Source organism: Streptomyces sp. NPDC086989 (assembly GCF_044745505.1).
In the GTDB taxonomy this organism is placed as follows: domain Bacteria; phylum Actinomycetota; class Actinomycetes; order Streptomycetales; family Streptomycetaceae; genus Streptomyces.
Window position 1 is genome coordinate 34,909 of record NZ_JBIVAL010000010.1, and the last position, 19,926, is coordinate 54,834.

Sequence of the window (19,926 nt, forward strand, 5' to 3'; positions counted from 1 at the left end):
GACGCCGGTGCTGTGACCGGGAAGGCCACAGCACTAGCCGGCCGATGCGCGGCGGGTGCGGGTCAGGAAGGCCTCCACGCGGGCGTGGTCCGGGTCTTCGGGGAGCGGGGTGGTGGCGAGGGCGGCCTCGGACTCGGCCGTCAGGCGGGTCATCCAGGCGTCGACCTCGGCCCAGGTCAGTTCGCCGCGCCTGACCGCCAGGAGCCGGTCGCGGTGCTCGGTGACGTCGATCGTCAGGCGGCCCGTGCGCAGGAGGTCCCGGCAGGACAGGAGCAGGCGCAGCAGGTGCATGGCGTGCTTCCAGCGCGGGGCGCCGTGGATGCGGACGTCCGCGACGAGTTTCGCGTGCTGGGAGGCCGCGTACCGGCTGAAGGAGGTGTGGGCCCGGCGGGACAGGAAGGCCTCCCGGAGGGAGAGGAGTTCCTCACCCACCGGGGTCAGCCGTTCCACCAGCGGGGAGTGCAGGCACTCCAGGATGTTCGGGTTGGCGCGCAGGGCGAGTTCGCAGAAGCGCTCCAGCTCCCAGGAGAACTCCTCCTCCCGCGGGCCCTCCACGTGCGTCGGCGGCTTGCGGAAGCGCCAGAACAGCGCGGTCGGGGCGACGTAGACGCCGCGCCGGTCGGTGTCGCTCGCCTCCGTCGCCAGACCGAACGCCCGCGATCCCATGACGCATGCGTAGACCGTGTGGTCGCGTACGAGGGCGAGGGCTTCCGGGGCTGTCGTCGGCGCGTTCATCCCCGGAGCGTAGGCGGGAGCGGATCCGCTACGCGAGCGAGATATTCCCGTCCGGGGCCACGGTGATCTGCTTCTCCGCCAGGGGGCGGGTGGCCGGGCCGTGGGCCACCGCGCCGTCCGTGATCTGGAACTTGCTGCCGTGGCAGGGGCAGTCGATGGTGCCGGCCTCGACCTTGTTCACCAGGCAGCCCTGGTGCGTGCAGACCGCGGTGAAGCAGCGGAAGGACCCGGCCGTGGGCTGGGTCACCACCAGCTTCTCCTCCTTGAGGACCGTGCCGCCGCCCACCGGGACCGCCGAGGACTTGACGAGCGCCTTGCCCGTCCCCGTCCCCGTCCCCGACGAGGCGGACGGCGTGGCCGCCGCCTGCGGGGTCGAGGGGCTGCCCTGCTCGCTCTTCGGGTTCTTCTCCTCGCCGCCGCACGCGGTGAGCGTGCCGCCGGCCAGCGCGACGGCCGCTCCTGCCGCCAGTACCGTGCGTCGGGCCGTCGGCGTGGGGTCGCTCATGGGTGCTCCTCGATCGGGGGTCCGGGATGGCGAGCAGCATCCTGGCGTCTCCCGGCCCCCAGGAGAAGCCCCCGCGCCGCCCGGTTGCGGGAGCCGCTCAGGAGCCCTGCTCCCACGGGGCCAGTTCCGCCGGGCCGCCCGGCGTACGGACGACCTCCCAGACGCGGACGACGGCCGCCCGGTCCAGCGGGCCGTGGACGTGCGGGTAGCGGCCGCCCGATTCACCCTCGCGGCTGACCTCCGAGGTCAGGGCCCGCTCGTCGAGCTCGACGGCCAGCAGGGGACCCGGTACGTCGCGGTAGTGCGCGTCCGCGATCGCGAGCACCGTCGGGCGGTCGGCGGAGCAGTGCACGAACCCCTCCGCGTCGAGCGAGGAGGGGGCGTACGGGAGCTCGGGGGCGGCGGCCCAGTCGGCGAGCGGCACGATGTGGAAGATCATGCCGATCGTTCTACCGCAGGGCCGCCCCCGGCGCGCCGGGGGCGGCCCTCGTCCCACATGACGGGCTGCCGGGCCCCCTCGACGCATGCGCTGGCTACTCTGGCTCTGACTTGCCGTTACTCGTCACCCGCATCCCTGGAGCGCCCCCGTGAGAACCGCCGTCGTCATCGGAACCGGACTGATCGGCACCTCCGCGGCGCTCGCCCTGGCCGGACGCGGGATCACCGTCCACCTCGCCGACCACGATCCGGCCCAGGCCCGTACGGCCGCCGCCCTCGGCGCCGGCACCGACGAGGCCCCCGACGGCCAGGTCGACCTCGCGATCGTCGCCGTGCCGCCGGCCCACGTGGCGGCGACGCTCGCCGACGCGATCGGCCGCGGAGTGGCCCGGGCGTACGTGGACGTCGCCAGTGTCAAGGGCGGCCCGCGACGGGAGCTGGAGGCCCTCGGCGTGGACGTCACCCCCTACATCGGCACCCACCCGATGGCGGGCAAGGAACGGTCGGGCCCGCTCGCCGCGACGGCCGACCTCTTCGAGGGCCGGCCCTGGGTGCTGACCCCGACCCGGGACACCGACCACGAGGTGCTCAATCTGGCGCTCGAACTGGTGGCCCTGTGCAAGGCCGTGCCCGTGGTCATGGACGCCGACGCGCACGACCGGGCGGTGGCGCTCGTCTCCCACACCCCGCAGCTGGTGTCCAGCATGGTCGCCGCACGCCTGGAGGAGGCCGACGAGACGGCTGTGCGGCTGTGCGGGCAGGGCATCCGCGACGTGACGCGGATCGCCGCCTCCGATCCGCGGATGTGGGTGGAGATCCTCTCCGCGAACCCGGGCCCGGTGGCCGACGTCCTGGCCGGCATCGCCTCCGACCTCGAGGCCACGGTCGACGCCCTGCGCGGGCTCCAGTCGGCGGACGTCGACAAGCGGCGCGGCGGAGCGGCCGGCATCGAGGACGTCCTGAAGCGGGGCAACGCCGGCCGCGTACGGGTACCGGGCAAGCACGGAGCCGCGCCCATGGCGTACGAGACGGTCGCCGTGCTGATCAGCGACCAGCCGGGCGAGCTCGCGCGGATCTTCGCCGACGCCGGGCGGGCCGGGGTCAACATCGAGGACGTCCGCATCGAGCACGCCACCGGCCAGCAGGCCGGTCTCGTCCAGCTGATGGTCGACCCGAGGGCGGCCGCCGCCCTCACCGCGGAGCTGCGCGAACGCGGCTGGGCGCTGCGCCAGCAGTAGTCCGCCGGGCCGCCCGCCCCGTACTCCCCGGTACTGGGCGGCGCCCGCGTCCGGGGCCGGTAACCTTGGGGAGGGGCGCTTTGCCGCGCCCGGACACGTACGCGCAACCAGGAAGGTGCCCGCACCGTGGAAACCGCAGCTCCGTCCGCCGTGATCGTCGCCATCGACGGTCCCTCCGGCACGGGCAAGTCCAGCACCTCCAAGGCCGTGGCCGCCAAGCTCGGGCTGCGCTACCTGGACACCGGTGCCCAGTACCGGGCCATCACCTGGTGGATGATCACCAACGGGATCGACACCGACGACCCGCACGCCATCGCCGTCGCCGCCGGCAAGCCCGGCATAGTCTCCGGTACGGACCCGGCGGCGCCGACCATCACGGTCGACGGCCTGGACGCCTCCGGCCCGATCCGCACCCAGGAGGTCACCTCCAAGGTCAGCGCCGTCAGCGCGGTCCCCGAGGTGCGCGCCCTGATCACCGAGCTCCAGCGCTCCATCGCGGCCTCGGCCGAGGGCGGGATCGTCGTCGAGGGGCGGGACATCGGCACCACCGTCCTGCCCGACGCCGACCTCAAGATCTTCCTGACCGCGTCCGCCGAGGCCCGCGCCGCACGCCGCAGCGGAGAGCTGCGCGGCAAGGAGGCCACGGACCTCGCGGCCACCAAGGAAGCCCTGATCAAGCGCGACGCCGCCGACTCCGGCCGCAAGACCTCCCCGCTGGCCAAGGCCGACGACGCCGTCGAGGTCGACACCACCGAGCTCACGCTCGACCAGGTGATCGAATGCGTCGTGACCCTGGTGGAGGAGAAGCGGGCGGCGCGCACGTGAGCGGAACGCCCTCCCTCAAGGGTGCGGCGCTCGGCCGGCGGATCGGCATCGGCCTCATGTACGGGCTGTGGAAGCCGCGCGTGCTGGGTGCCTGGCGCGTGCCCGCCTCGGGCCCTGTCATCCTTGCCGTGAACCACGCGCACAACATCGACGGGCCCATGGTCATGGGCACCGCCCCGCGGCCGCTGCACTTCCTCATCAAGAAGGAGGCGTACATCGGCCCGCTCGGCCCGTTCCTGGACGGGATCGGCCAGGTCAAGGTCGACCGTACGGGCACGGACCGGGGCGCCGTCACGAAAGCGCTGGCGGTGCTGGAGAACGGCGGAGCCCTGGGGATCTTCCCCGAGGGCACCCGCGGCGACGGCGACTTCGCCTCGCTGCGCGCCGGGCTCGCGTACTTCGCGGTCCGCAGCGGCGCACCCGTCGTGCCCGTCGCCGTGCTCGGCAGCACCGAACGCCAAGGGCGGCTGGTCCGCGGACTGCCGCCGCTCAAGAGCCGGGTCGACGTCGTCTTCGGATCGGCGTTCGACGCGGGCGACGGCACCGGCCGTCGCACCCGTACGGCCCTGGACCAGGCCACCGTACGCATCCAGAGCAGGCTCACCGCCCACCTGGCCGACGCCAAGCGCCTCACCGGGCGCTGAGCGAGACTTGACCCAGTAGTGGAACCGCGCTGCGCGGGCACCACCGATCACCACGAACGACGAGGAACGGACTTCATGAACGACCAGCACGACCACGGAGCGCTTGGCGATGCCGAGTACGCGGAGTTCATGGAGCTCGCCGCGGAGGAAGGCTTCGACGTAGAGGACGTCGAGGGTGCGATCGCGGAGGCGGGCCACGGGCCGCTGCCCGTGCTCGCCGTCGTCGGCCGCCCGAACGTCGGCAAGTCGACCCTGGTGAACCGCATCATCGGCCGCCGCGAGGCGGTCGTCGAGGACAAGCCGGGCGTCACCCGCGACCGCGTCACGTACGAGGCCGAGTGGGCCGGCCGCCGGTTCAAGGTCGTCGACACCGGCGGCTGGGAGCAGGACGTCCTCGGCATCGACGCGGCCGTCGCCGCCCAGGCCGAGTACGCCATCGAGACCGCCGACGCGGTCGTCTTCGTCGTCGACGCCAAGGTCGGCGCCACCGACAGCGACGAGGCCGTCGTCAAGCTGCTGCGCCGGGCGGGCAAGCCCGTCGTCCTGTGCGCGAACAAGGTCGACGGCCAGAGCGGCGAGTCCGACGCGGCCTCCCTGTGGTCGCTGGGCCTCGGCCAGCCGCACCCGGTCTCCTCGCTGCACGGCCGCGGTACGGGTGACATGCTCGACGCCGTGCTGGAGGCGCTCCCCGAGGCGCCCGAGCAGACCTTCGGCGGCACCCCGATCGGCGGCCCGCGCCGCATCGCGCTCATCGGCCGCCCGAACGTCGGCAAGTCCTCGCTGCTGAACAAGGTGGCGAAGGAGGACCGCGTCGTCGTCAACGAGCTGGCCGGCACCACCCGCGACCCGGTCGACGAGCTGATCGAGCTCGGCGGCGTCACCTGGAAGTTCGTGGACACCGCGGGCATCCGCAAGAAGGTGCACCTCCAGCAGGGCGCCGACTACTACGCCTCCCTGCGCACGGCCGCCGCCGTCGAGAAGGCGGAGGTCGCGGTCATCCTGATCGACACCACCGAGACGATCAGCGTCCAGGACCAGCGCATCATCACCATGGCCGTCGAGGCCGGGCGCGCGATCGTGATCGCGTACAACAAGTGGGACGAGCTCGACGAGGAACGCCGCTACTACCTCGAGCGCGAGATCGAGACCGAGATGCAGCAGGTCTCCTGGGCGCCGCGGGTGAACGTCTCGGCGCTCACCGGCCGTCACATGGAGAAGCTGGTCCCGGCGATCGAGACGGCCCTCGCGGGCTGGGAGACGCGGGTTCCGACCGGGCGGCTGAACGCCTTCCTCGGCGAGGTCGTGGCGGCCCACCCGCACCCGATCCGCGGCGGCAAGCAGCCCCGCATCCTGTTCGGCACCCAGGCGGGGAGCAAGCCGCCGCGGTTCGTCCTGTTCGCCTCCGGCTTCCTGGAGCACGGCTACCGCCGCTTCATCGAGCGCCGCCTGCGCGAGGAGTTCGGCTTCGAGGGGACCCCGATCCACATCTCCGTGCGGGTCCGCGAGAAGCGCGGCGCCCAGTACAAGAAGAAGTAGCAACGGCGGCGGTCAGGGGTCAGTAACCCCGGCGCGGAGCGGGCGGCAGGGCCGCCGGGATGTGCTGCATCCCGGTGTGGTGCTGCCGCCCGCTCGCGTATGCGGGGCCCGTTCCGCCAGGCTCGCCGCCGCCTGCCGCGGACCCGGCGTACGCGTACGAGGGCTGCGGCGCGGGGGCGTACACGGCCGGCCACGGATCCGTCTGCCAGGCGGAGCCGTTCCAGCCGCTTCCGTACGAGCCGCCACCGTAGGCGGGGCCGCTCCCGTACGGGCCGGTGCCGCTCCCGTACACCGCGCCGCCACCCGTGTACGAGCTGCCGTACGAGAACGCCGTGAAGCCGAGGTCCTCCTCGCCCGTGCGGTCGCCCGGCAGGGCCCGGAAGGCGCGCAGGTACTCGGAGTACAGCGTGTCGTAGATCGGGGTGTGCGAGACGGCGGCCGGAGCGCTCTCCCGGTCCCTTGCGGGGCGCATCGGGGAGACGGTGCTCGCGTGGGCAGGGGCGCGGGAGGGGTCGTATGAATGCACGTATCAGCCAACGAACCCGGGGCCCTGCGGATGCGGGCGCAGGGACAGAAAACGCAGATGGCCGGGGGTGCGCGTGAGAGACCGCGCATCCCCGGCCACCGGCGGGAGTGCCCGGCCGGCACACGGCTGCGCCGCCCCTGACCAGGGGCGGCGCAGCCGTTCGGACGTCCCTGCGGCGTCAGGCGCCGGAGGTGCCTGCCAGCGGCATCGAGGCCGCCACGAGCTTGCCGCCGGCGGCGGCCTTGTCCAGGGCGTCGCGCAGCAGGTCCTCGCGGGGCTGCTGACCGATGGAGCCGACCGGCGCGGCGTAGATCAGCACGCGCTGGGTCTTGTTGACGGCGGCCCGCCAGCCGTCGGTGACCGACAGCGCCTGGTGCGCCTGCCACCAGGCGACCTGGCCGCCGCCGTCGGCGCCGGGCTGGAGCACGGCGTGCAGCTGGCCGGCGGCGAGCAGCACGGACCAGCCGGCGAGCGGGGAGGGCAGCTCGGCGGTGTCGGTGACCGGGATGAACCCCTGCTCGATGAGGAGCGGCAGGAAGTCGTCGCCGGGACCCGTGGTGCCGGGGCGGGCGATCGGCGCGGTCGGCTCGACGACGAGGGCGGGGTGCAGCTCGCCGCCGATCAGGACCAGCCCGCTGGTGATGCCGAGGACGGCCTGGCCGCCGGGCACGTTCTGCGGGGCGTTGCCGCCGGCGGGGCTGTCGCCGGTGATGCTGCGGACCGCGCCCTGGAGCTGCTCCTCGGAGACGGTCACCACCTGCGAGGGGATGCAGCCGGCGTGGGCGAAGGCGAGGACGGCCGTCTCCTCGCCGACGAACAGCACCGTGCTGGTGCGGTCGGTCTCGGGGTCCCCGGGGGTGCGGCAGGAGGTGCAGTCGTAGCTGCGCGGTGCGTCGTCGCCGGTGAGCAGCCTCTCGGCTTCTTCGTCACCGATCTCGGCACGTACCTCATCACTGACGTCGAGCATGCGGGGCACGGGCTGGCTCCTCGGACTAGGCGAACGCGGGCCGGGCGGTTCCCGGCACACCGGGCTCAACGGTCGGGCGGCGGCCGGGGTCACGCCGTTGGAGGGAACGGAATCGAACCGGGCCCCCGGAGGGGTGAACCGTCGGACCGGGGCTTTGTTTTCCTGCCAACTGTTTTTTGGATGCGCCCAGTTGATGGTCGTTCCTGGCCGTTTCCGGCAGGGCGGCGGCTGGGCCGACCGGGTGGGGCGCGGGGGCGGGCCGCGTGGCGGGTTCGGCGGGCGCCGCGGCGCTGCGTAGCGTGACGCGGTGCCCGACCTCCGGATCCGGTGGGCCGCTGCCGCGGCCGCCGCTGCCGCTGCCGCGCCGGCCCTCGTCCTCGTACTCCCGTCGGGGGCCGGCGCGGCTCCGCCGCCGCCCGCGCCGGGGCCCGTGGGGGCGGCCCACCCCGGCTCGCCCGGGATCATCGGAACCGGCCCCGGGGACTGCGGGCCGGGCGGGGAGTGGCCCTGGGACTGCGTGGCCGACTGCGAGAGCAGCGGGCGCTGGGCGGTCAACACCGGCAACGGCTTCTACGGGGGCCTGCAGTTCTGGCAGCCGACGTGGGAGGAGCACGGCGGTCTGGCGTTCGCCGCGCGGGCCGATCTGGCGAGCCGGGAGCAGCAGATCCGGGTGGCGGAGGACGTGGTGGCGTCCCAGGGATGGGACGCCTGGCCGGTGTGCTCGAAGCGGTACGGGCTGGTGGGGCGCATGCACGTGGTCCGGGCCGGGGACACGCTGGACGGGCTCGCCCGGCGGTACCGGGTGAAGGGCGGCCGGCAGGCACTGTACGAGGCGAACCGGGCGGTGATCGGCCCGAAGCCGCAGGCCCTCGTGGTCGGCACCCTGCTGACCCTCCCCCCGACGGACCCCGAGCCGGCCCCGGCGACCCCGGCGGCACCACCTCCCGCGGCACGTCCGACCCCGGCGCAGACACCTCCGCCGCCCGGGGCCGCGAAGCGCCCGCCTCCGGCGGCCGTGCCGGGTCCGGCCGCGAAGCTTCCCGCACCGGCGGCCGTGCCGGGTCCGGCCGCGAAGCGCCCGCCTCCGGCGGCCGTGCCGGGTCCGGCCGTGAAGCGCCCGCCTGCGGCGGCCGTGCCGAGCTCGGCCGCGAAGCCTCCCGCACCGGCGGTCACGCCGGGTCCGGCCCCCGCGGGCCCGGCGGTGCGGCCGGGGCTGTGACGGGGGGCCGGGGTCGCCCCGGTCCGTGACGGGGGCGCCCCGAGGCCCGGCCGGTGTGCCCGGGCGCGGGGGCGATTCGGACGGCGGGCCGCCGGGAGGCAGACTGCTCGGCATGCTGGAGACCTCCGCACGACTGCTGCGCCTGCTGTCCTTGTTGCAGGCCCACCGCGAATGGACCGGAGCCGACCTCGCGGAGCGCCTCGGCGTGACCCCGAGGACGGTGCGGCGCGACGTGGACCGGCTCCGGGAGCTCGGGTACCCCGTGAACGCCAGCCCCGGCACCGGCGGCGGCTACCAGCTGGGCGCCGGGGCCGAGCTGCCGCCGCTGCTGCTGGACGACGACGAGGCCGTCGCCGTGGCGGTGGGTCTGCGGACGGCCGCGGGCAACGGTGTCGAGGGGATCGGGGAGGCCTCCGTACGGGCGCTCGCCAAGCTGGAGCAGGTGCTGCCGGCGCGGCTGCGGCGGCGGGTGTCGGCGCTCAACGAGTTCACCGTGCCCATGCTGCGCGGCCCGGGCCCGTCCACCGTGGACGCCTCCGTGCTGACCGAGCTCGCCGCCGCGTGCCGGGACAACGAGCGGCTGCGCTTCGGCTACCGGGACCACGGCGGCAACGTCAGCCGCCGCGTGGTGGAACCGCACCGTCTGGTGTGCACGGAGCGGCGCTGGTACCTGGTCGCCTGGGACGTGGACCGGGAGGACTGGCGGACCTTCCGCGCCGACCGGATCGAGCCCACACCGCCGCACGGACCGCGGTTCACCCCACGCCCGGCCCCCGCGGAGGACCTCGCCGCGTACGTGTCGCGCGGCGTTTCGCAGGGGGCGTACGCGGCCAAGGCGGTGCTGAGGCTGAAGATGCCGGCGGAGGCGGCGGCCCGGACCGTGGGCCCCGCCGACGGTGTCCTGGAGCCGCTCGACGCCGACAGCTGCCTGCTGCGCACGGGGGCCGTGAGCCTCGACGTACTCGTCATTCACGTCATGCTGCTCGGCTGTGAGTTCGAGGTGGTGGAGCCGCCGGAGCTGACGGACCGGATCAGAGCGGCCCGGGACCTTCTCGGGCGGGCCGTGGAGAAGATGTAAGGAAACGGAGGGGGTTCGCCGGGCGGTGCGGGGTGGGCGGGTGCAATCCCGGGGGTAATTCCGGGGGTCCGGGACGGAATGCGAAACACGATGTGCGCCGGGCATGTCGCGGGCCGGAAAAGGAATGCCGCACGGTCCCTTCCGCGCCGCTTCGGGGGAAGGCGGCCCCGTCAAAGAACTGTCGACATTCCGTGACACAAGCGTGACCCGGTACGGACGAACCTCCGGGCGCTGCGCTGACGTTCCGGTGGTGTGCACGAAGCGGATCACCTCAATGGCCGAGGCGGGCCGGGTGATGACCCGGCCCGCCTCGGTGGTGCGGGGGAGGTGGTGCGTACCGTCCCGCGGGGTGTTCAGCCGCCGGCGGCCGGACGGGCCGCTGCTCGTCCCGCGGCGGCGGGCCGCTCGGTGTGGGCCGGGCGCCGGCTGCCGGCCGGCGTGACCGGGGTGCGCTCGGACCGGATCAGGTGCGGCCGGCCGGAGATGTGCGCGGTGGGCCGGGGCGCCGGGGCGTGTGCCGCACCGGCGGCCGCCTGCGCGGTCGCCGGGACGGGCGGGCCGGCGGGCGCGGCGGCCTCCTGCGGGCCGGTGGCCCCGGCGGGGAGCCGGAGCTGCCACTTGCCGCCCGCGGAGAGCAGCGGGGTGAGCATGGTGGCGACCGGGGCGGGCACGGTTCCGGTCTCCAGCCGGCGGCGCTGCCGCTCGCGCAGGGCGAAGACCCGGGCCTCGACACCGGCGATCAGCGGCTCGAACCAGGGCAGTGCCAGCATGATCAGCAGACCCGCGGACCAGCCGAGCAGCACGTCGCTGACCCAGTGCGTGCCGAGGTACACGGTGGTGGCGCCGACGCTCAGGGAGACGGTGGCGGACACCACGGACAGCACCCGCCGGGTGACCGTGGTGGAGGCCAGGTAGGCCAGGATTCCCCAGGTCACGACGGCGTTGGCGGTGTGGCCGGAAGGAAATATATCGCCGCCGGCGAAGAGTTCGGCGGAGCCGATCTGCGTGGCGTAGTGCGGGCCGAGCCGGCCCAGGCCGAGCTTGACGGCGCCGACGGTGATGTTGAGCAGGAGCAGCGCCACGCCGAGGGTGATCAGCGGGCGGAGCGTGTGCTGGCGCCAGGAGCGCCAGCCGAGCCATGCGGCGACCATGACCGCGGTGGGTCCGCGCTGGCCCAGGACCACGAGGTAGTCGAGGAACGCGTGCAGCTGCGGCCACTGCTCGTAGGGGCGGAAGAACATGACCTGCCAGTCCAGGCGGACGAGCCAGGACGTGGTCAGGACGGCCACCACGATCGCGAGGTAGAACGCGAGGGTCGATCCGAGGAGCACGATGCGGTGCCGGCTCATCTGCGGTGTTTGCAGATGAGCCGGTCGCTCTGGTTCCCGGTCCAGCCGGGCGAACACCCGCTCCAGACGGGTCAGCATTTGGTCGGTACGCACTCAATCGACGTTACCGCGCGCCGATGGGCGGCCCGGTCGAATCACGGGCTTTGTGATGACCATGTGATGTGGAGTTGGTCTCACGCGGGACTTAATTCCTTGGAATCCGGCATTAGTTGGAGCCGTCGAGATCCATTGCCTCGGCCATTGTTTCGCATACTGGGCCGGGCTTTATCACTCCCGCTCAATTACTTTGCTGAAAGATGGATCGGAATGATCCATTCCGTGGTGCGGCTCCTACGGGGGCCCCGACCCGTTCAGCCAGAAGGCCCCGTACACCGCCGACGCCAGCGCCGCCGTCCCCAGCACCGCGACCGCCCGGCCGGTCCGCCACCGGGCCAGCGCCACCGCCATGGGCAACAGCAGCGGGAACGCCGGGAGCAGCAGCCGCGGCTTGGACCCGAAGTACCCCGAGGCGCACAGCGCCAGCGCCACGACGATCCCGCAGTACACGAGCAGCGGCACCGGCTGCCGCTGCCTCACGCACAGCCGGTACAGCCACAGGACCAGCACGACGCCCGCGATCAGCCCGGCCCCGGCCGGGGCGGCGGACGACGTCAGCTTCGCCCCGATGAACCGGGCGAACGCCCAGCCGCCGTCGAAGCCGTTGCCCCAGCCGCCCTGCACGTCCAGGTACCCGAGCAGCCCGTGACCGGTGCGGGCCCCGACCCACAGCACGTACGCGGCCGCCCCCAGCGGGGCCAGGGCCACTCCCGCAGTCAGCCGCCAGGACCGCTCCCCGCGCCGCAGGGCCAGTGCGGCCGCCACCCACACCGCCGCCACCACCGCGGCACCGACCGGGCGGGTCAGCCCCGCTCCCGCGGCGAGCAGGCCGGCGGTCAGCCACCGGCCGCGCAGGGCCCCGTACAGCGCCCAGGCGGCCAGCGCCGTGAACAGCGACTCGCTGTACGCCATGGACTGCACGATGCCGACGGGCAGTGCGGCCCACACCCCGGCGGCGAACACGCCCGCCCGGCGACCGTGGACGAGGTCCGCGACGGCGAAGATCCCCCAGGCCGCCGCGAGCCCGGCGACCGCCGAGACCACCAGGCCCGCGGAGCCGTACGACAGCCCGGTCGGCGCCGCGACCAGCCGCTCCAGCCAGGGCAGCAGCGGGAAGAACGCGAGGTTCGAGTGCACGTCCCCGTTGGGGAGGAGCACCTCGTACCCGTACCCCTCGGCGGCGATGCGGGCGTACCAGAGCGAGTCCCAGCGCGCCGACAGCAGCGTGTGCGGGCTGCTCCCGGCGGCGGCGCCCCACACCGCGAGCACGGCCAGCCCCAGGAGCCGGACCGCCGCGAAGACGGCCAGCGCGGGCGCGGCCCGGCGAAATCCAAGATCTTTCACGGGCATGATTATCGGTGGCGCCCGCGGCCGCCGTCGGCGCAGAACCACCGGACGTGACCACGCGTGTACGCGAGGGGGACGCCACCGGGCGGCAGCGGGGGAGGAGGGCGGGGTGAGGCGAGTGGCACACACCACACCGCGGCCGCCGCCGAGGTGAGAGCTTGGCCACGTGTCGGACAGACGAACTCGCGTACGCTGACCCTTCACTCGCCTGTCGATGCCGGACCCCGTAGGACGCCGCACCGCGCACCACCCCGCGGCTCCGCAGCACGCTGGTCCGCCGAGTGCGAGCGATCATCTGGGAGGTACATGCATGTCGGGGACGAACGCGGCCGCCTTCCGGCTGCGGCTGCGAGCCGCCTCCGGCGGAGCCAACCGCTGGCTCGTCCTCGCGGTCCTGTGCGTCAGCCTGGTCCTCGTCGCGCTCGACGCGACGATCCTGCACGTCGCCGTCCCCTCCATCACCGAGGACCTGCGCCCCGGCTCGGTCGAGCTGCTGTGGATCGTCGATGCCTACCCGCTGGTCTGCGCCGCCCTGCTGATCCTGTTCGGCACCCTCGGTGACCGGGTCGGCCGCCGCCGGATACTCCTCCTCGGCTACGGCCTCTTCGGCGCGGCCTCCGCGCTGGCGGCCCTCGCCGACAGCGCCCAGGTGCTCATCGCCGCCCGGGCCCTGCTCGGCGTCGGCGGCGCGATGATCATGCCGGCCACCCTGTCGATCCTGCGCCAGGTCTTCCCCGACCGGCGCGAGCGGGCCCTCGCCATCGGCATCTGGACCGCCGTGGCCGCCATCGGCGCCGCCGGCGGACCGGTCCTCGGCGGCTTGCTGGTCCAGCACTTCTGGTGGGGCTCGGTCTTCCTGATCAACATCCCGCTGATGGCGCTGATCCTGCCCCTGGGACGCTGGCTGCTGCCCGAGTCCAAGGGCGCCTGCGACGGACCGTGGGACGTGCTCGGCGCGCTGATGGCCGCCGGCGGCGTGCTCGGCGTGGTCCTCGGCGTCAAGCGCATCGGCGCCGAGCGCCGGCTCCTGGACGCCGACGCGCTCGTGCCGCTGCTGCTCGGCGCGGCCCTGCTGATCTTCTTCGTACGGCGGCAGAGACGGCGCCCGCACCCCCTCATCGACATGCGCATGTTCTCTCGCGCCGCCTTCTCGACGGCCGTCGGCTGCATCGTGCTGGCCATGCTGGCGCTGGTCGGACTGGAGCTGATCGCGGTCCAGTACCTCCAGCTGGTCCTGCACCTGAGCCCGCTGGAGACCGGGCTGCGGCTGCTGCCGCTCACCTTCGCCGCGATGGCCGCCGGCGCCACCGGCTCCTACACGCTGGCCCGGATCGGGCCGCGCACCATGGTGTCGCTGGGCTTCGTGCTGACGGCCTGCGGCGTACTGCTGCTGACGTTCATGGGCCAGCACGACCGGCCCGCGCTGCTCACGATCGGGTTCATCGTGCTCGGCTTCGGGCTGCAGACCACGCTGTTCGCGGCGTACGAGTCGATGCTGAGCGAGGCCCCCGCGGCCACCGCCGGCGGTGCGGCCTCCATAGGCGAGACCTCGTACCAGCTGGGCGCGGGCATGGGCATCGCCCTGCTCGGCAGCGTGATGAACGCCGCCTACGCGCCGGGGCTGCTGCACGTGCCGGGGGTGTCGGCCGCCGACGCGGCGGACGCCGCGAACTCCCTGGGCGAGGCCTACCAGATCGCGGGTTCCCTCGGGGGCGCCGCGGGTCAGTCGCTGTACGCCGCGGCGCGGCACTCGTTCGTGCACGGGCTGCACGTCACGCTCCTGGTCAGCGTGGTCCTGCTGCTGGCGGGCGCCGTGATGGCGCTGAAGCTCCCGCGGGTCATGGAGTGCCAGGACCCCTCCGAGGCCGAGGGCGAACCCGTCCGGCTCCCCGCGCAGGCGGGGCCGGACTCCGGCCGCGTTCCGGCCGCGGCGCAGCCGGAACGCGACACGGCGGCCCGCACCGCCTGACCCCGCGTCCGCCGCACCGCACCACGTGCAGGTGGGGGTGGACCCGGGGCGGAGGTGGCGACAAACTAGCAGCGCTAGTCATGACCGCATCTCCGCCGGGAGGCCCTTCGTGTCCGCGTCGAGAACGCCCTTCGTCCCCACCGATCCGCTCGGGCTCGACGAGCTCCTCGCGCCCGAGGACCTCGCCATCCGCGACACCGTCCGCGGCTGGGCCGCCGACCGCGTGCTCCCGCACGTCGCCGGCTGGTACGAGAGCGGCGAACTCCCCGGGATCCGCGACCTCGCGAAGGAGCTCGGCGCGCTCGGTGCGCTCGGGATGTCCCTCCAGGGGTACGGGTGCGCCGGCGCCAGTGCCGTTCAGTACGGGCTCGCCTGCCTCGAACTGGAGGCCGCCGACTCCGGGATCCGCTCGCTCGTCTCCGTACAGGGCTCCCTCGCCATGTACGCGATCTGGAAGTACGGCTCCGAGGAGCAGAAGCAGCGCTGGCTCCCCGGAATGGCCGCCGGCGAGCTGATCGGCTGCTTCGGGCTGACCGAGCCCGACGTCGGCTCCGACCCGGCCGCCATGCGCACCTACGCGAAGCGCGAGGGCACCGACTGGGTGCTGAACGGCCGCAAGATGTGGATCACCAACGGCAGCGTGGCGTCCGTGGCGGTCGTCTGGGCGCAGACCGACGAGGGGATCCGCGGCTTCGCCGTGCCGACCGACGCGGCGGGGTTCTCGGCGCCCGAGATCAAGCACAAGTGGTCGCTGCGCGCCTCGGTCACCAGCGAACTGGTCATGGACGACGTGCGGCTGCCCGCGGACGCGGTGCTTCCGGGCGTCACCGGGCTCAAGGGACCGCTGGGCTGCCTCAGCCATGCGCGGTACGGGATCGTCTGGGGTGCCATGGGCGCGGCGCGCGCCAGCTTCGAGGCCGCGCTCGACTACGCGCGGACGCGGGAGCAGTTCGGCAAGCCCATCGGCGGCTTCCAGCTCACCCAGGCGAAGCTCGCCGACATGGCGCTGGAGCTCCACAAGGGCATCCTGCTCGCCCACCACCTGGGCCGGCGGATGGACGCGGGCACGCTGCGGCCGGAGCAGATCAGTTTCGGCAAGCTCAACAACGTCCGCGAGGCCATCGAGATCTGCCGCACCGCGCGGACCATTCTGGGCGCCAACGGGATCTCGCTCGAATACCCCGTCATGCGGCACGCCACCAACCTCGAATCGGTGCTCACCTACGAGGGCACCGTCGAGATGCACCAGTTGGTTCTGGGCAAGGCGCTCACCGGGCTCGACGCCTTCCGCTGAGGCCCTCGGCCGCTTTCCCCCCGGGCTGCGACCGGGAGGTGCCCGCAGAGGGGCCCCCGGCTCAGCTCTGGTTGAAGAAGTCGCGCGAGCGGCCGGCGGGCTCGCCGTTCACGATCTGGGTGTCGGCCGGGGTCAGCAGGAAGACCCTGGTCGCCACCCGCTCGATCGAGCCGCGCAGGCCGAAGGTGAGGCCGGCCGCGAAGTCGACCACGCGCTTGGCGTCGGCCGGGTCCATGGACGACAGGTTCACGATCACCGGGACGCCCTCGCGGAACAGCTCGCCGATGCCGCGCGCGTCACGGAAGCCGTCCGGGGTGACCGTCGCGATCCGCCGGCCCTGCTCGACGGCCGAGTCCGAGGCGACCTTGACCCGGGGGTCGGTGACCCACTGGTCGCCGGGGCCCGCGACGGAACCCTGCGCGGCCTCCGCGTAGTCGTCGTCGTAGTAACGCTCGTCGTCGCTGTCCTCCACGAGACCCAACCAGGCACTCGCCTTGCGTACCGAACCCATGGTCGCCTCCTTTCACCGCGGTCAGTTGTCTTCTCTCCGCTGCCCCTATGGTCGTCCATGATGCTGACAACGCGCCAAGTGGATAGGCGCCGCGCAGGGGTTTCGTGACGGTACTGGTGCAGAACATCCGTTGCACCGTCAAGGATTCTGACGGGCACCGCTGCTGTCTGAGTGAAAATACGACTGCTGCTGCCGTGTGGGTGACCGCCGGGGGCGTATGAGTGAACGATTCGGCTCGATACGATGCGCATCACGCACGCGTATGACACACGGGGGACCGGTTTGTTCGGCATCGTCAGACCTTGCACGCACCGGCTCGGGGAGCGTTTCAAAACGGAGTGGATGGCTCATCTCTGCGGGCTGTGCCTGGCACTTCGCGGAGATCACGGACAGTTCGCCCGGATCGTGACCAACTATGACGGGCTGCTCGTCTCCGTTCTGACGGAGGCTCAGTCCGGACCCGCCCCCGGCTCCCGGCGCACCGCAGGCCCCTGCCCGCTGCGCGGCATGCGCACCGCCGCGGTGGCCAAGGGTGAGGGGGCGCGGCTCGCGGCCGCCGTCTCGCTCGTCCTCGCCTCGGCGAAGGTCCGGGACCACGTGGCGGACCGGGACGGGCTGTTGGCCCGCGCACCGATCGCCGCCGCAGCGCGCAGGGTGGCCCGCGGCTGGGACCGGGCCGGCGCCCGCACCGGAGCCTCGCTCGGCTTCGACACGGCCGTCCTCGTCGACGCCGTGGACCGGCAGGCGGGCATCGAGACGCTGGCCGGCCCCGGTACGCCCGTGCTCGTGGTGACCGAGCCGACGGAGACCGCGACGGCCGCCGCGTTCGCCCATACCGCGCAGCTGGCGGGACGGCCGGGCAACGCCCCCGCGCTCGCGGAGGCCGGCCGCTACTTCGGGCGCCTCGCGCACCTGCTGGACGCCGTCGAGGACCAGGCCGCGGACGCCGCCGTGGGCGCGTGGAACCCGCTGACGGCCACGGGGACCCCGCTCACCGAGGCCCGGCGGCTGGCCGACGACGCCCTGCACGGCATCCGGCTGGCGCTGCGCGAGGTCGAGTTCGCGGACGCCGGGCTGGCCCACCGGCTGCTCGTGCACGAGCTGAAGACCTCGGTGGACCGGGCGTTCGGGGTCACCGGCTGCGGGCACGTCGGCATGAACGCCGCAGGGCAGGGCGGCTATGGGGCGCCTCCGCAGGGCCATGGCCCGGGCCAGGGGGCCCCGTACGGCGGCGGCCCGTACGGCAGCGGCCCGTACGGCAGCGGCCCGTACGGCGGCCAGGGCGGCCAGGGCGGGAATCCGTACGGCGGCAACCCGTACGGCGGGGGCGCGGGCGGCCCCGGCGGGCCGTGGGTGCCCGGACCGCCCATGGGCCCCGGCGGCGGCCTGCCGCCGCAGAAGCCGCGCCGCGGACTGCTCGCCGGATGCGCCGTGGCCCTGGGGCTGTTCTGCACCTGCCAGCTGTGCTGCACCGAGCACGAGGGGCCGTGGTCGCGCAAGAAGCGGGACGCGTGGTGCGATGCCTGCGAATGCTGCGACGGCTGCCCCGACTGCAGTGGCTGCTGCGACTGCTGCAACTGCGACGGGTGCTGCTGCGACGGGTGTGACTGCGGCTGCGACTGCTGAGACCCCCTCAGATTCCTTGGGTCCGGACGGCGTACAGGGAGATTCCCGTCCGGGCCCGTGTGGAAGGGTTGAGCGGCATGAGCGATGACGCAGACGATCCGAAGACCGCCTGGCGGAAATGGCACGAGCACCGGGTGGCATCCGTCTCCGCCCCTTATGGCCCCCTTTCCCTCATTGGCACCCACTGGCTCTCCGACTACCCGGAAGGTCGAATTCCGGCCGTTCCGGGGCGCTGGCGCGCCACCGGGGGCGGGGTGGCGCTGACCGCTTCCGCCGAGGACGGCATCGGCCTCGACGGCGAGCCCTTCACCGGTGACGCCGTCCTCGCCGCCGACCACGCGCCGCCCGCGCGCTCGCGGATCTCCGCCCCCCGGGACGTCCGCATCACCGTGATCCGGCGCGAGGGGGAGTGGGCGGTACGGGTCTTCGATCCCGCCTCCGCGGCGCGCCGGGCCTTCACCGGCATCGAGGCCACCCCGTACGACCCCGACTTCGTCCTGCCGGGGCGCTTCCGTCCGTACGGCGAGGACCGGACCGTCCAGGTGGCGAACGCCGACGGGCGCGAGCGCGGGCTCGGCCTGGGCGGCGAGCTGAGCTTCGCGTACCGGGGCGCCGGGCACACCCTCCAGGTCGCCGTCGACGAGGACGACGGCAGTCTCTGGGCCGTCATCGGCGATGCCACCGGGGGAAGCTCCAGCTACCGCTTCCGCTTCCTGAGGCCGGGGATCCCGGATCCGGTGGACGGCTCGATCACCGTGGACTTCAACCGGACCGTGCTGCCGCCCTGCGCCTTCGCGGACCACTTCATCTGTCCGTTCCCGCCCCCTGGGAACACCCTGCCCTTCGAGGTCGCGGCGGGCGAGCGGAGGCTGAAAGATGCCCTTGCCGCCGGAATCTGACGCCGAGACACTCCCGACAGCGCCTTCAGGGGGCTTGTCAGGGGCACGACGAAATCCTGTGCGCCCGCCGTACCCCCGGCTGCGCCTCACGGGCTCCGGCGCCCCCCACCGTCCGCCGGGCCCCCGATCCCTCCCGGGAGGACGAGAAGTGAGGATCAAGAGCATCACCCGTACCCGGCTGCTCGCCGTGGCCGCCGGCCTGGCGGCCGTCGCCGGGCTCGCCGCCCCCACCGCGGCGAGCGCGGACAGCGGCTTCAGCGCAGCGCGGCTCGCCGCCGCCGGAGCCTCCGTCCAGCGCGCCGACGTCGCGGGCACCGCCTGGTACACCGACCCCGCCAGCGGAACCCTCGTGGTCACCGCCGACTCCACCGTCACCGCCGCGGACCTCGCCAGGATCCGTACGGAGGCCGGGGCCGACGCCGCGGCCCTGCGCATCGAGCGCACCCCCGGCAAACTGCGCAAGCTGATTTCCGGTGGCGACGCCATCTACACCTCCGGCTGGCGCTGTTCGCTCGGCTTCAACGTGCGCAGCGGGAGCACGTACTACGTGCTGACCGCCGGGCACTGCACCGACGGCGCCGGCACCTGGTGGACGAGCTCCGCGCACACCACGACGATCGGCGCGACCGTCGGATCGAGCTTCCCCAACAACGACTACGGCCTCGTGCGCTACGACAACACCTCCCTCGCCCACGCCGGCACCGTCGGCAGCCAGGACATCACCAGCGCCGCCAACCCCACCGTCGGGATGTCCGTCACCCGGCGCGGCTCCACCACCGGCACCCACAGCGGCTCGGTGACCGGCCTCAACGCCACCGTCAACTACGGTGGCGGCGACATCGTCTACGGCATGATCCGCACCAACGTCTGCGCCGAGCCCGGCGACAGCGGCGGCCCGCTCTACTCCGGCACCAAGGCGATCGGCCTGACCTCCGGTGGCAGCGGTGACTGCACCTCGGGCGGAACCACCTTCTTCCAGCCCGTCGTCGAAGCCCTCAACGCCTACGGGGTGAGCGTGTACTGATGACGGGGTGAGCCGACACGGGCCGCCCCGACCCGGCACAATCATGGTCCCCTGCCCGAACTCACGGGCGGGGGACCATTGTCGAGGAGTGAGGCGGCAC

19 protein-coding genes are annotated in these 19,926 nt (G+C 73.5%); 11 read left to right on the forward strand and 8 right to left on the reverse strand.

Translation table 11 applies throughout. The features are described 5' to 3' along the window. Positions 1-33: 33 nt before the first annotated feature. The 3 genes from ACIPK4_RS24235 to ACIPK4_RS24245 all read right to left on the reverse strand — a co-directional run bounded on the left by ACIPK4_RS24235 (position 34) and on the right by ACIPK4_RS24245 (position 1,679). Positions 34-735, reverse strand: coding sequence for a DNA polymerase beta superfamily protein (locus tag ACIPK4_RS24235; protein ID WP_054222464.1), 702 nt, complete (start codon positions 733-735; stop codon positions 34-36). 28 nt (positions 736-763) lie between these two features. After that, positions 764-1,240: a Rieske (2Fe-2S) protein gene (locus tag ACIPK4_RS24240; protein ID WP_402315850.1), complete on the reverse strand. Its 477-nt coding sequence runs from the start codon at positions 1,238-1,240 to the stop codon at positions 764-766. Between the two features lie 97 nt (positions 1,241-1,337). Beyond that, complete coding sequence (locus ACIPK4_RS24245; protein WP_402315852.1) at positions 1,338-1,679, reverse strand: DUF952 domain-containing protein; 342 nt, start codon at positions 1,677-1,679, stop codon at positions 1,338-1,340. Between the two features lie 148 nt (positions 1,680-1,827). Between ACIPK4_RS24245 and ACIPK4_RS24250 the strand changes: the two genes are divergently transcribed. The 4 genes from ACIPK4_RS24250 (at position 1,828) to der (ending at position 5,921) form a co-directional block, all read left to right on the forward strand. Then, positions 1,828-2,916: a prephenate dehydrogenase gene (locus tag ACIPK4_RS24250; RefSeq protein ID WP_402315854.1), complete on the forward strand. Its 1,089-nt coding sequence runs from the start codon at positions 1,828-1,830 to the stop codon at positions 2,914-2,916. Between the two features lie 126 nt (positions 2,917-3,042). Next, positions 3,043-3,741, forward strand: coding sequence for a (d)CMP kinase (cmk, locus tag ACIPK4_RS24255; protein WP_402315856.1), 699 nt, complete (start codon positions 3,043-3,045; stop codon positions 3,739-3,741). Then, on the forward strand, positions 3,696-4,385 hold the full coding sequence (locus tag ACIPK4_RS24260; RefSeq protein WP_402315858.1) for a lysophospholipid acyltransferase family protein: 690 nt from the start codon (positions 3,696-3,698) through the stop codon (positions 4,383-4,385). The genes cmk and ACIPK4_RS24260 overlap by 46 nt, the downstream gene beginning before the upstream one ends. 75 nt (positions 4,386-4,460) lie before the next feature. After that, positions 4,461-5,921 (forward strand): ribosome biogenesis GTPase Der, encoded by a 1,461-nt coding sequence (gene der / locus ACIPK4_RS24265; RefSeq protein WP_054222458.1) that lies wholly within the window; start codon positions 4,461-4,463, stop codon positions 5,919-5,921. A gap of 19 nt (positions 5,922-5,940) precedes the next feature. On the opposite strand, the gene ACIPK4_RS24270 is transcribed toward der, so the two are convergent. Together ACIPK4_RS24270 and ACIPK4_RS24275 are read right to left on the reverse strand one after the other, a co-directional pair. Then, complete coding sequence (locus ACIPK4_RS24270; protein WP_402315860.1) at positions 5,941-6,393, reverse strand: hypothetical protein; 453 nt, start codon at positions 6,391-6,393, stop codon at positions 5,941-5,943. Positions 6,394-6,625: 232 nt separating this feature from the next. Continuing rightward, a complete protein-coding gene (locus tag ACIPK4_RS24275; RefSeq protein WP_402315862.1) occupies positions 6,626-7,423 on the reverse strand; it encodes a hypothetical protein in 798 nt (265 codons plus the stop codon). Between the two features lie 298 nt (positions 7,424-7,721). On the opposite strand from ACIPK4_RS24275, the gene ACIPK4_RS24280 reads away from it, so the two are divergent. Together ACIPK4_RS24280 and ACIPK4_RS24285 are read left to right on the forward strand one after the other, a co-directional pair. Further along, entirely contained in the window at positions 7,722-8,633 is a 912-nt protein-coding gene (locus ACIPK4_RS24280) for a transglycosylase family protein (protein WP_402315864.1), read from the forward strand. A gap of 112 nt (positions 8,634-8,745) precedes the next feature. Further along, complete coding sequence (locus ACIPK4_RS24285; protein ID WP_054224619.1) at positions 8,746-9,711, forward strand: YafY family protein; 966 nt, start codon at positions 8,746-8,748, stop codon at positions 9,709-9,711. A gap of 353 nt (positions 9,712-10,064) precedes the next feature. On the opposite strand, the gene ACIPK4_RS24290 is transcribed toward ACIPK4_RS24285, so the two are convergent. Then, positions 10,065-11,153, reverse strand: coding sequence for a phosphatase PAP2 family protein (locus ACIPK4_RS24290; protein WP_402315866.1), 1,089 nt, complete (start codon positions 11,151-11,153; stop codon positions 10,065-10,067). A 237-nt stretch (positions 11,154-11,390) separates the two neighbouring features. Further along, complete coding sequence (locus ACIPK4_RS24295; RefSeq protein ID WP_402315868.1) at positions 11,391-12,506, reverse strand: hypothetical protein; 1,116 nt, start codon at positions 12,504-12,506, stop codon at positions 11,391-11,393. A gap of 307 nt (positions 12,507-12,813) precedes the next feature. On the opposite strand from ACIPK4_RS24295, the gene ACIPK4_RS24300 reads away from it, so the two are divergent. Both ACIPK4_RS24300 and ACIPK4_RS24305 read left to right on the forward strand, forming a co-directional pair. Beyond that, positions 12,814-14,472, forward strand: coding sequence for an MFS transporter (locus tag ACIPK4_RS24300; RefSeq protein WP_402315870.1), 1,659 nt, complete (start codon positions 12,814-12,816; stop codon positions 14,470-14,472). 109 nt (positions 14,473-14,581) lie between these two features. Beyond that, positions 14,582-15,766 carry an acyl-CoA dehydrogenase family protein gene (locus tag ACIPK4_RS24305; RefSeq protein ID WP_054225696.1) on the forward strand — a complete coding sequence of 395 codons (1,185 nt, stop codon included), beginning with the start codon at positions 14,582-14,584 and terminating at the stop codon, positions 15,764-15,766. A 61-nt stretch (positions 15,767-15,827) separates the two neighbouring features. On the opposite strand, the gene ACIPK4_RS24310 is transcribed toward ACIPK4_RS24305, so the two are convergent. Continuing rightward, on the reverse strand, positions 15,828-16,277 hold the full coding sequence (locus tag ACIPK4_RS24310) for a cell division protein SepF (RefSeq protein WP_054225695.1): 450 nt from the start codon (positions 16,275-16,277) through the stop codon (positions 15,828-15,830). Between the two features lie 282 nt (positions 16,278-16,559). Between ACIPK4_RS24310 and ACIPK4_RS24315 the strand changes: the two genes are divergently transcribed. The 3 genes from ACIPK4_RS24315 to ACIPK4_RS24325 all read left to right on the forward strand — a co-directional run bounded on the left by ACIPK4_RS24315 (position 16,560) and on the right by ACIPK4_RS24325 (position 19,826). Next, on the forward strand, positions 16,560-17,903 hold the full coding sequence (locus ACIPK4_RS24315; RefSeq protein WP_402316269.1) for a DUF5685 family protein: 1,344 nt from the start codon (positions 16,560-16,562) through the stop codon (positions 17,901-17,903). A 77-nt stretch (positions 17,904-17,980) separates the two neighbouring features. Next, a complete protein-coding gene (locus ACIPK4_RS24320; RefSeq protein WP_402315873.1) occupies positions 17,981-18,802 on the forward strand; it encodes a DUF1684 domain-containing protein in 822 nt (273 codons plus the stop codon). A 148-nt stretch (positions 18,803-18,950) separates the two neighbouring features. Further along, the gene (locus tag ACIPK4_RS24325) at positions 18,951-19,826 is read left to right on the forward strand and encodes a S1 family peptidase (protein WP_402315875.1); all 876 of its coding nucleotides are present in this window, start codon (positions 18,951-18,953) and stop codon (positions 19,824-19,826) included. Positions 19,827-19,926: the final 100 nt, after the last annotated feature.

Bases quoted from the DNA above. Each gene is read 5' to 3' on its own strand.
- ACIPK4_RS24240 (WP_402315850.1), bottom strand. From the start codon at position 1,240: ATGAGCGACCCCACGCCGACGGCCCGACGCACGGTACTGGCGGCAGGA.
- ACIPK4_RS24245 (WP_402315852.1), bottom strand. From the start codon at position 1,679: ATGATCTTCCACATCGTGCCGCTCGCCGACTGGGCCGCCGCCCCCGAG.
- ACIPK4_RS24285 (WP_054224619.1), top strand. From the start codon at position 8,746: ATGCTGGAGACCTCCGCACGACTGCTGCGCCTGCTGTCCTTGTTGCAG.
- der (WP_054222458.1), top strand. From the start codon at position 4,461: ATGAACGACCAGCACGACCACGGAGCGCTTGGCGATGCCGAGTACGCG.
- ACIPK4_RS24320 (WP_402315873.1), top strand. From the start codon at position 17,981: ATGAGCGATGACGCAGACGATCCGAAGACCGCCTGGCGGAAATGGCAC.
- ACIPK4_RS24260 (WP_402315858.1), top strand. From the start codon at position 3,696: ATGCGTCGTGACCCTGGTGGAGGAGAAGCGGGCGGCGCGCACGTGAGC.
- ACIPK4_RS24295 (WP_402315868.1), bottom strand. From the start codon at position 12,506: ATGCCCGTGAAAGATCTTGGATTTCGCCGGGCCGCGCCCGCGCTGGCC.
- ACIPK4_RS24310 (WP_054225695.1), bottom strand. From the start codon at position 16,277: ATGGGTTCGGTACGCAAGGCGAGTGCCTGGTTGGGTCTCGTGGAGGAC.
- ACIPK4_RS24270 (WP_402315860.1), bottom strand. From the start codon at position 6,393: ATGCGCCCCGCAAGGGACCGGGAGAGCGCTCCGGCCGCCGTCTCGCAC.
- ACIPK4_RS24300 (WP_402315870.1), top strand. From the start codon at position 12,814: ATGTCGGGGACGAACGCGGCCGCCTTCCGGCTGCGGCTGCGAGCCGCC.
- ACIPK4_RS24235 (WP_054222464.1), bottom strand. From the start codon at position 735: ATGAACGCGCCGACGACAGCCCCGGAAGCCCTCGCCCTCGTACGCGAC.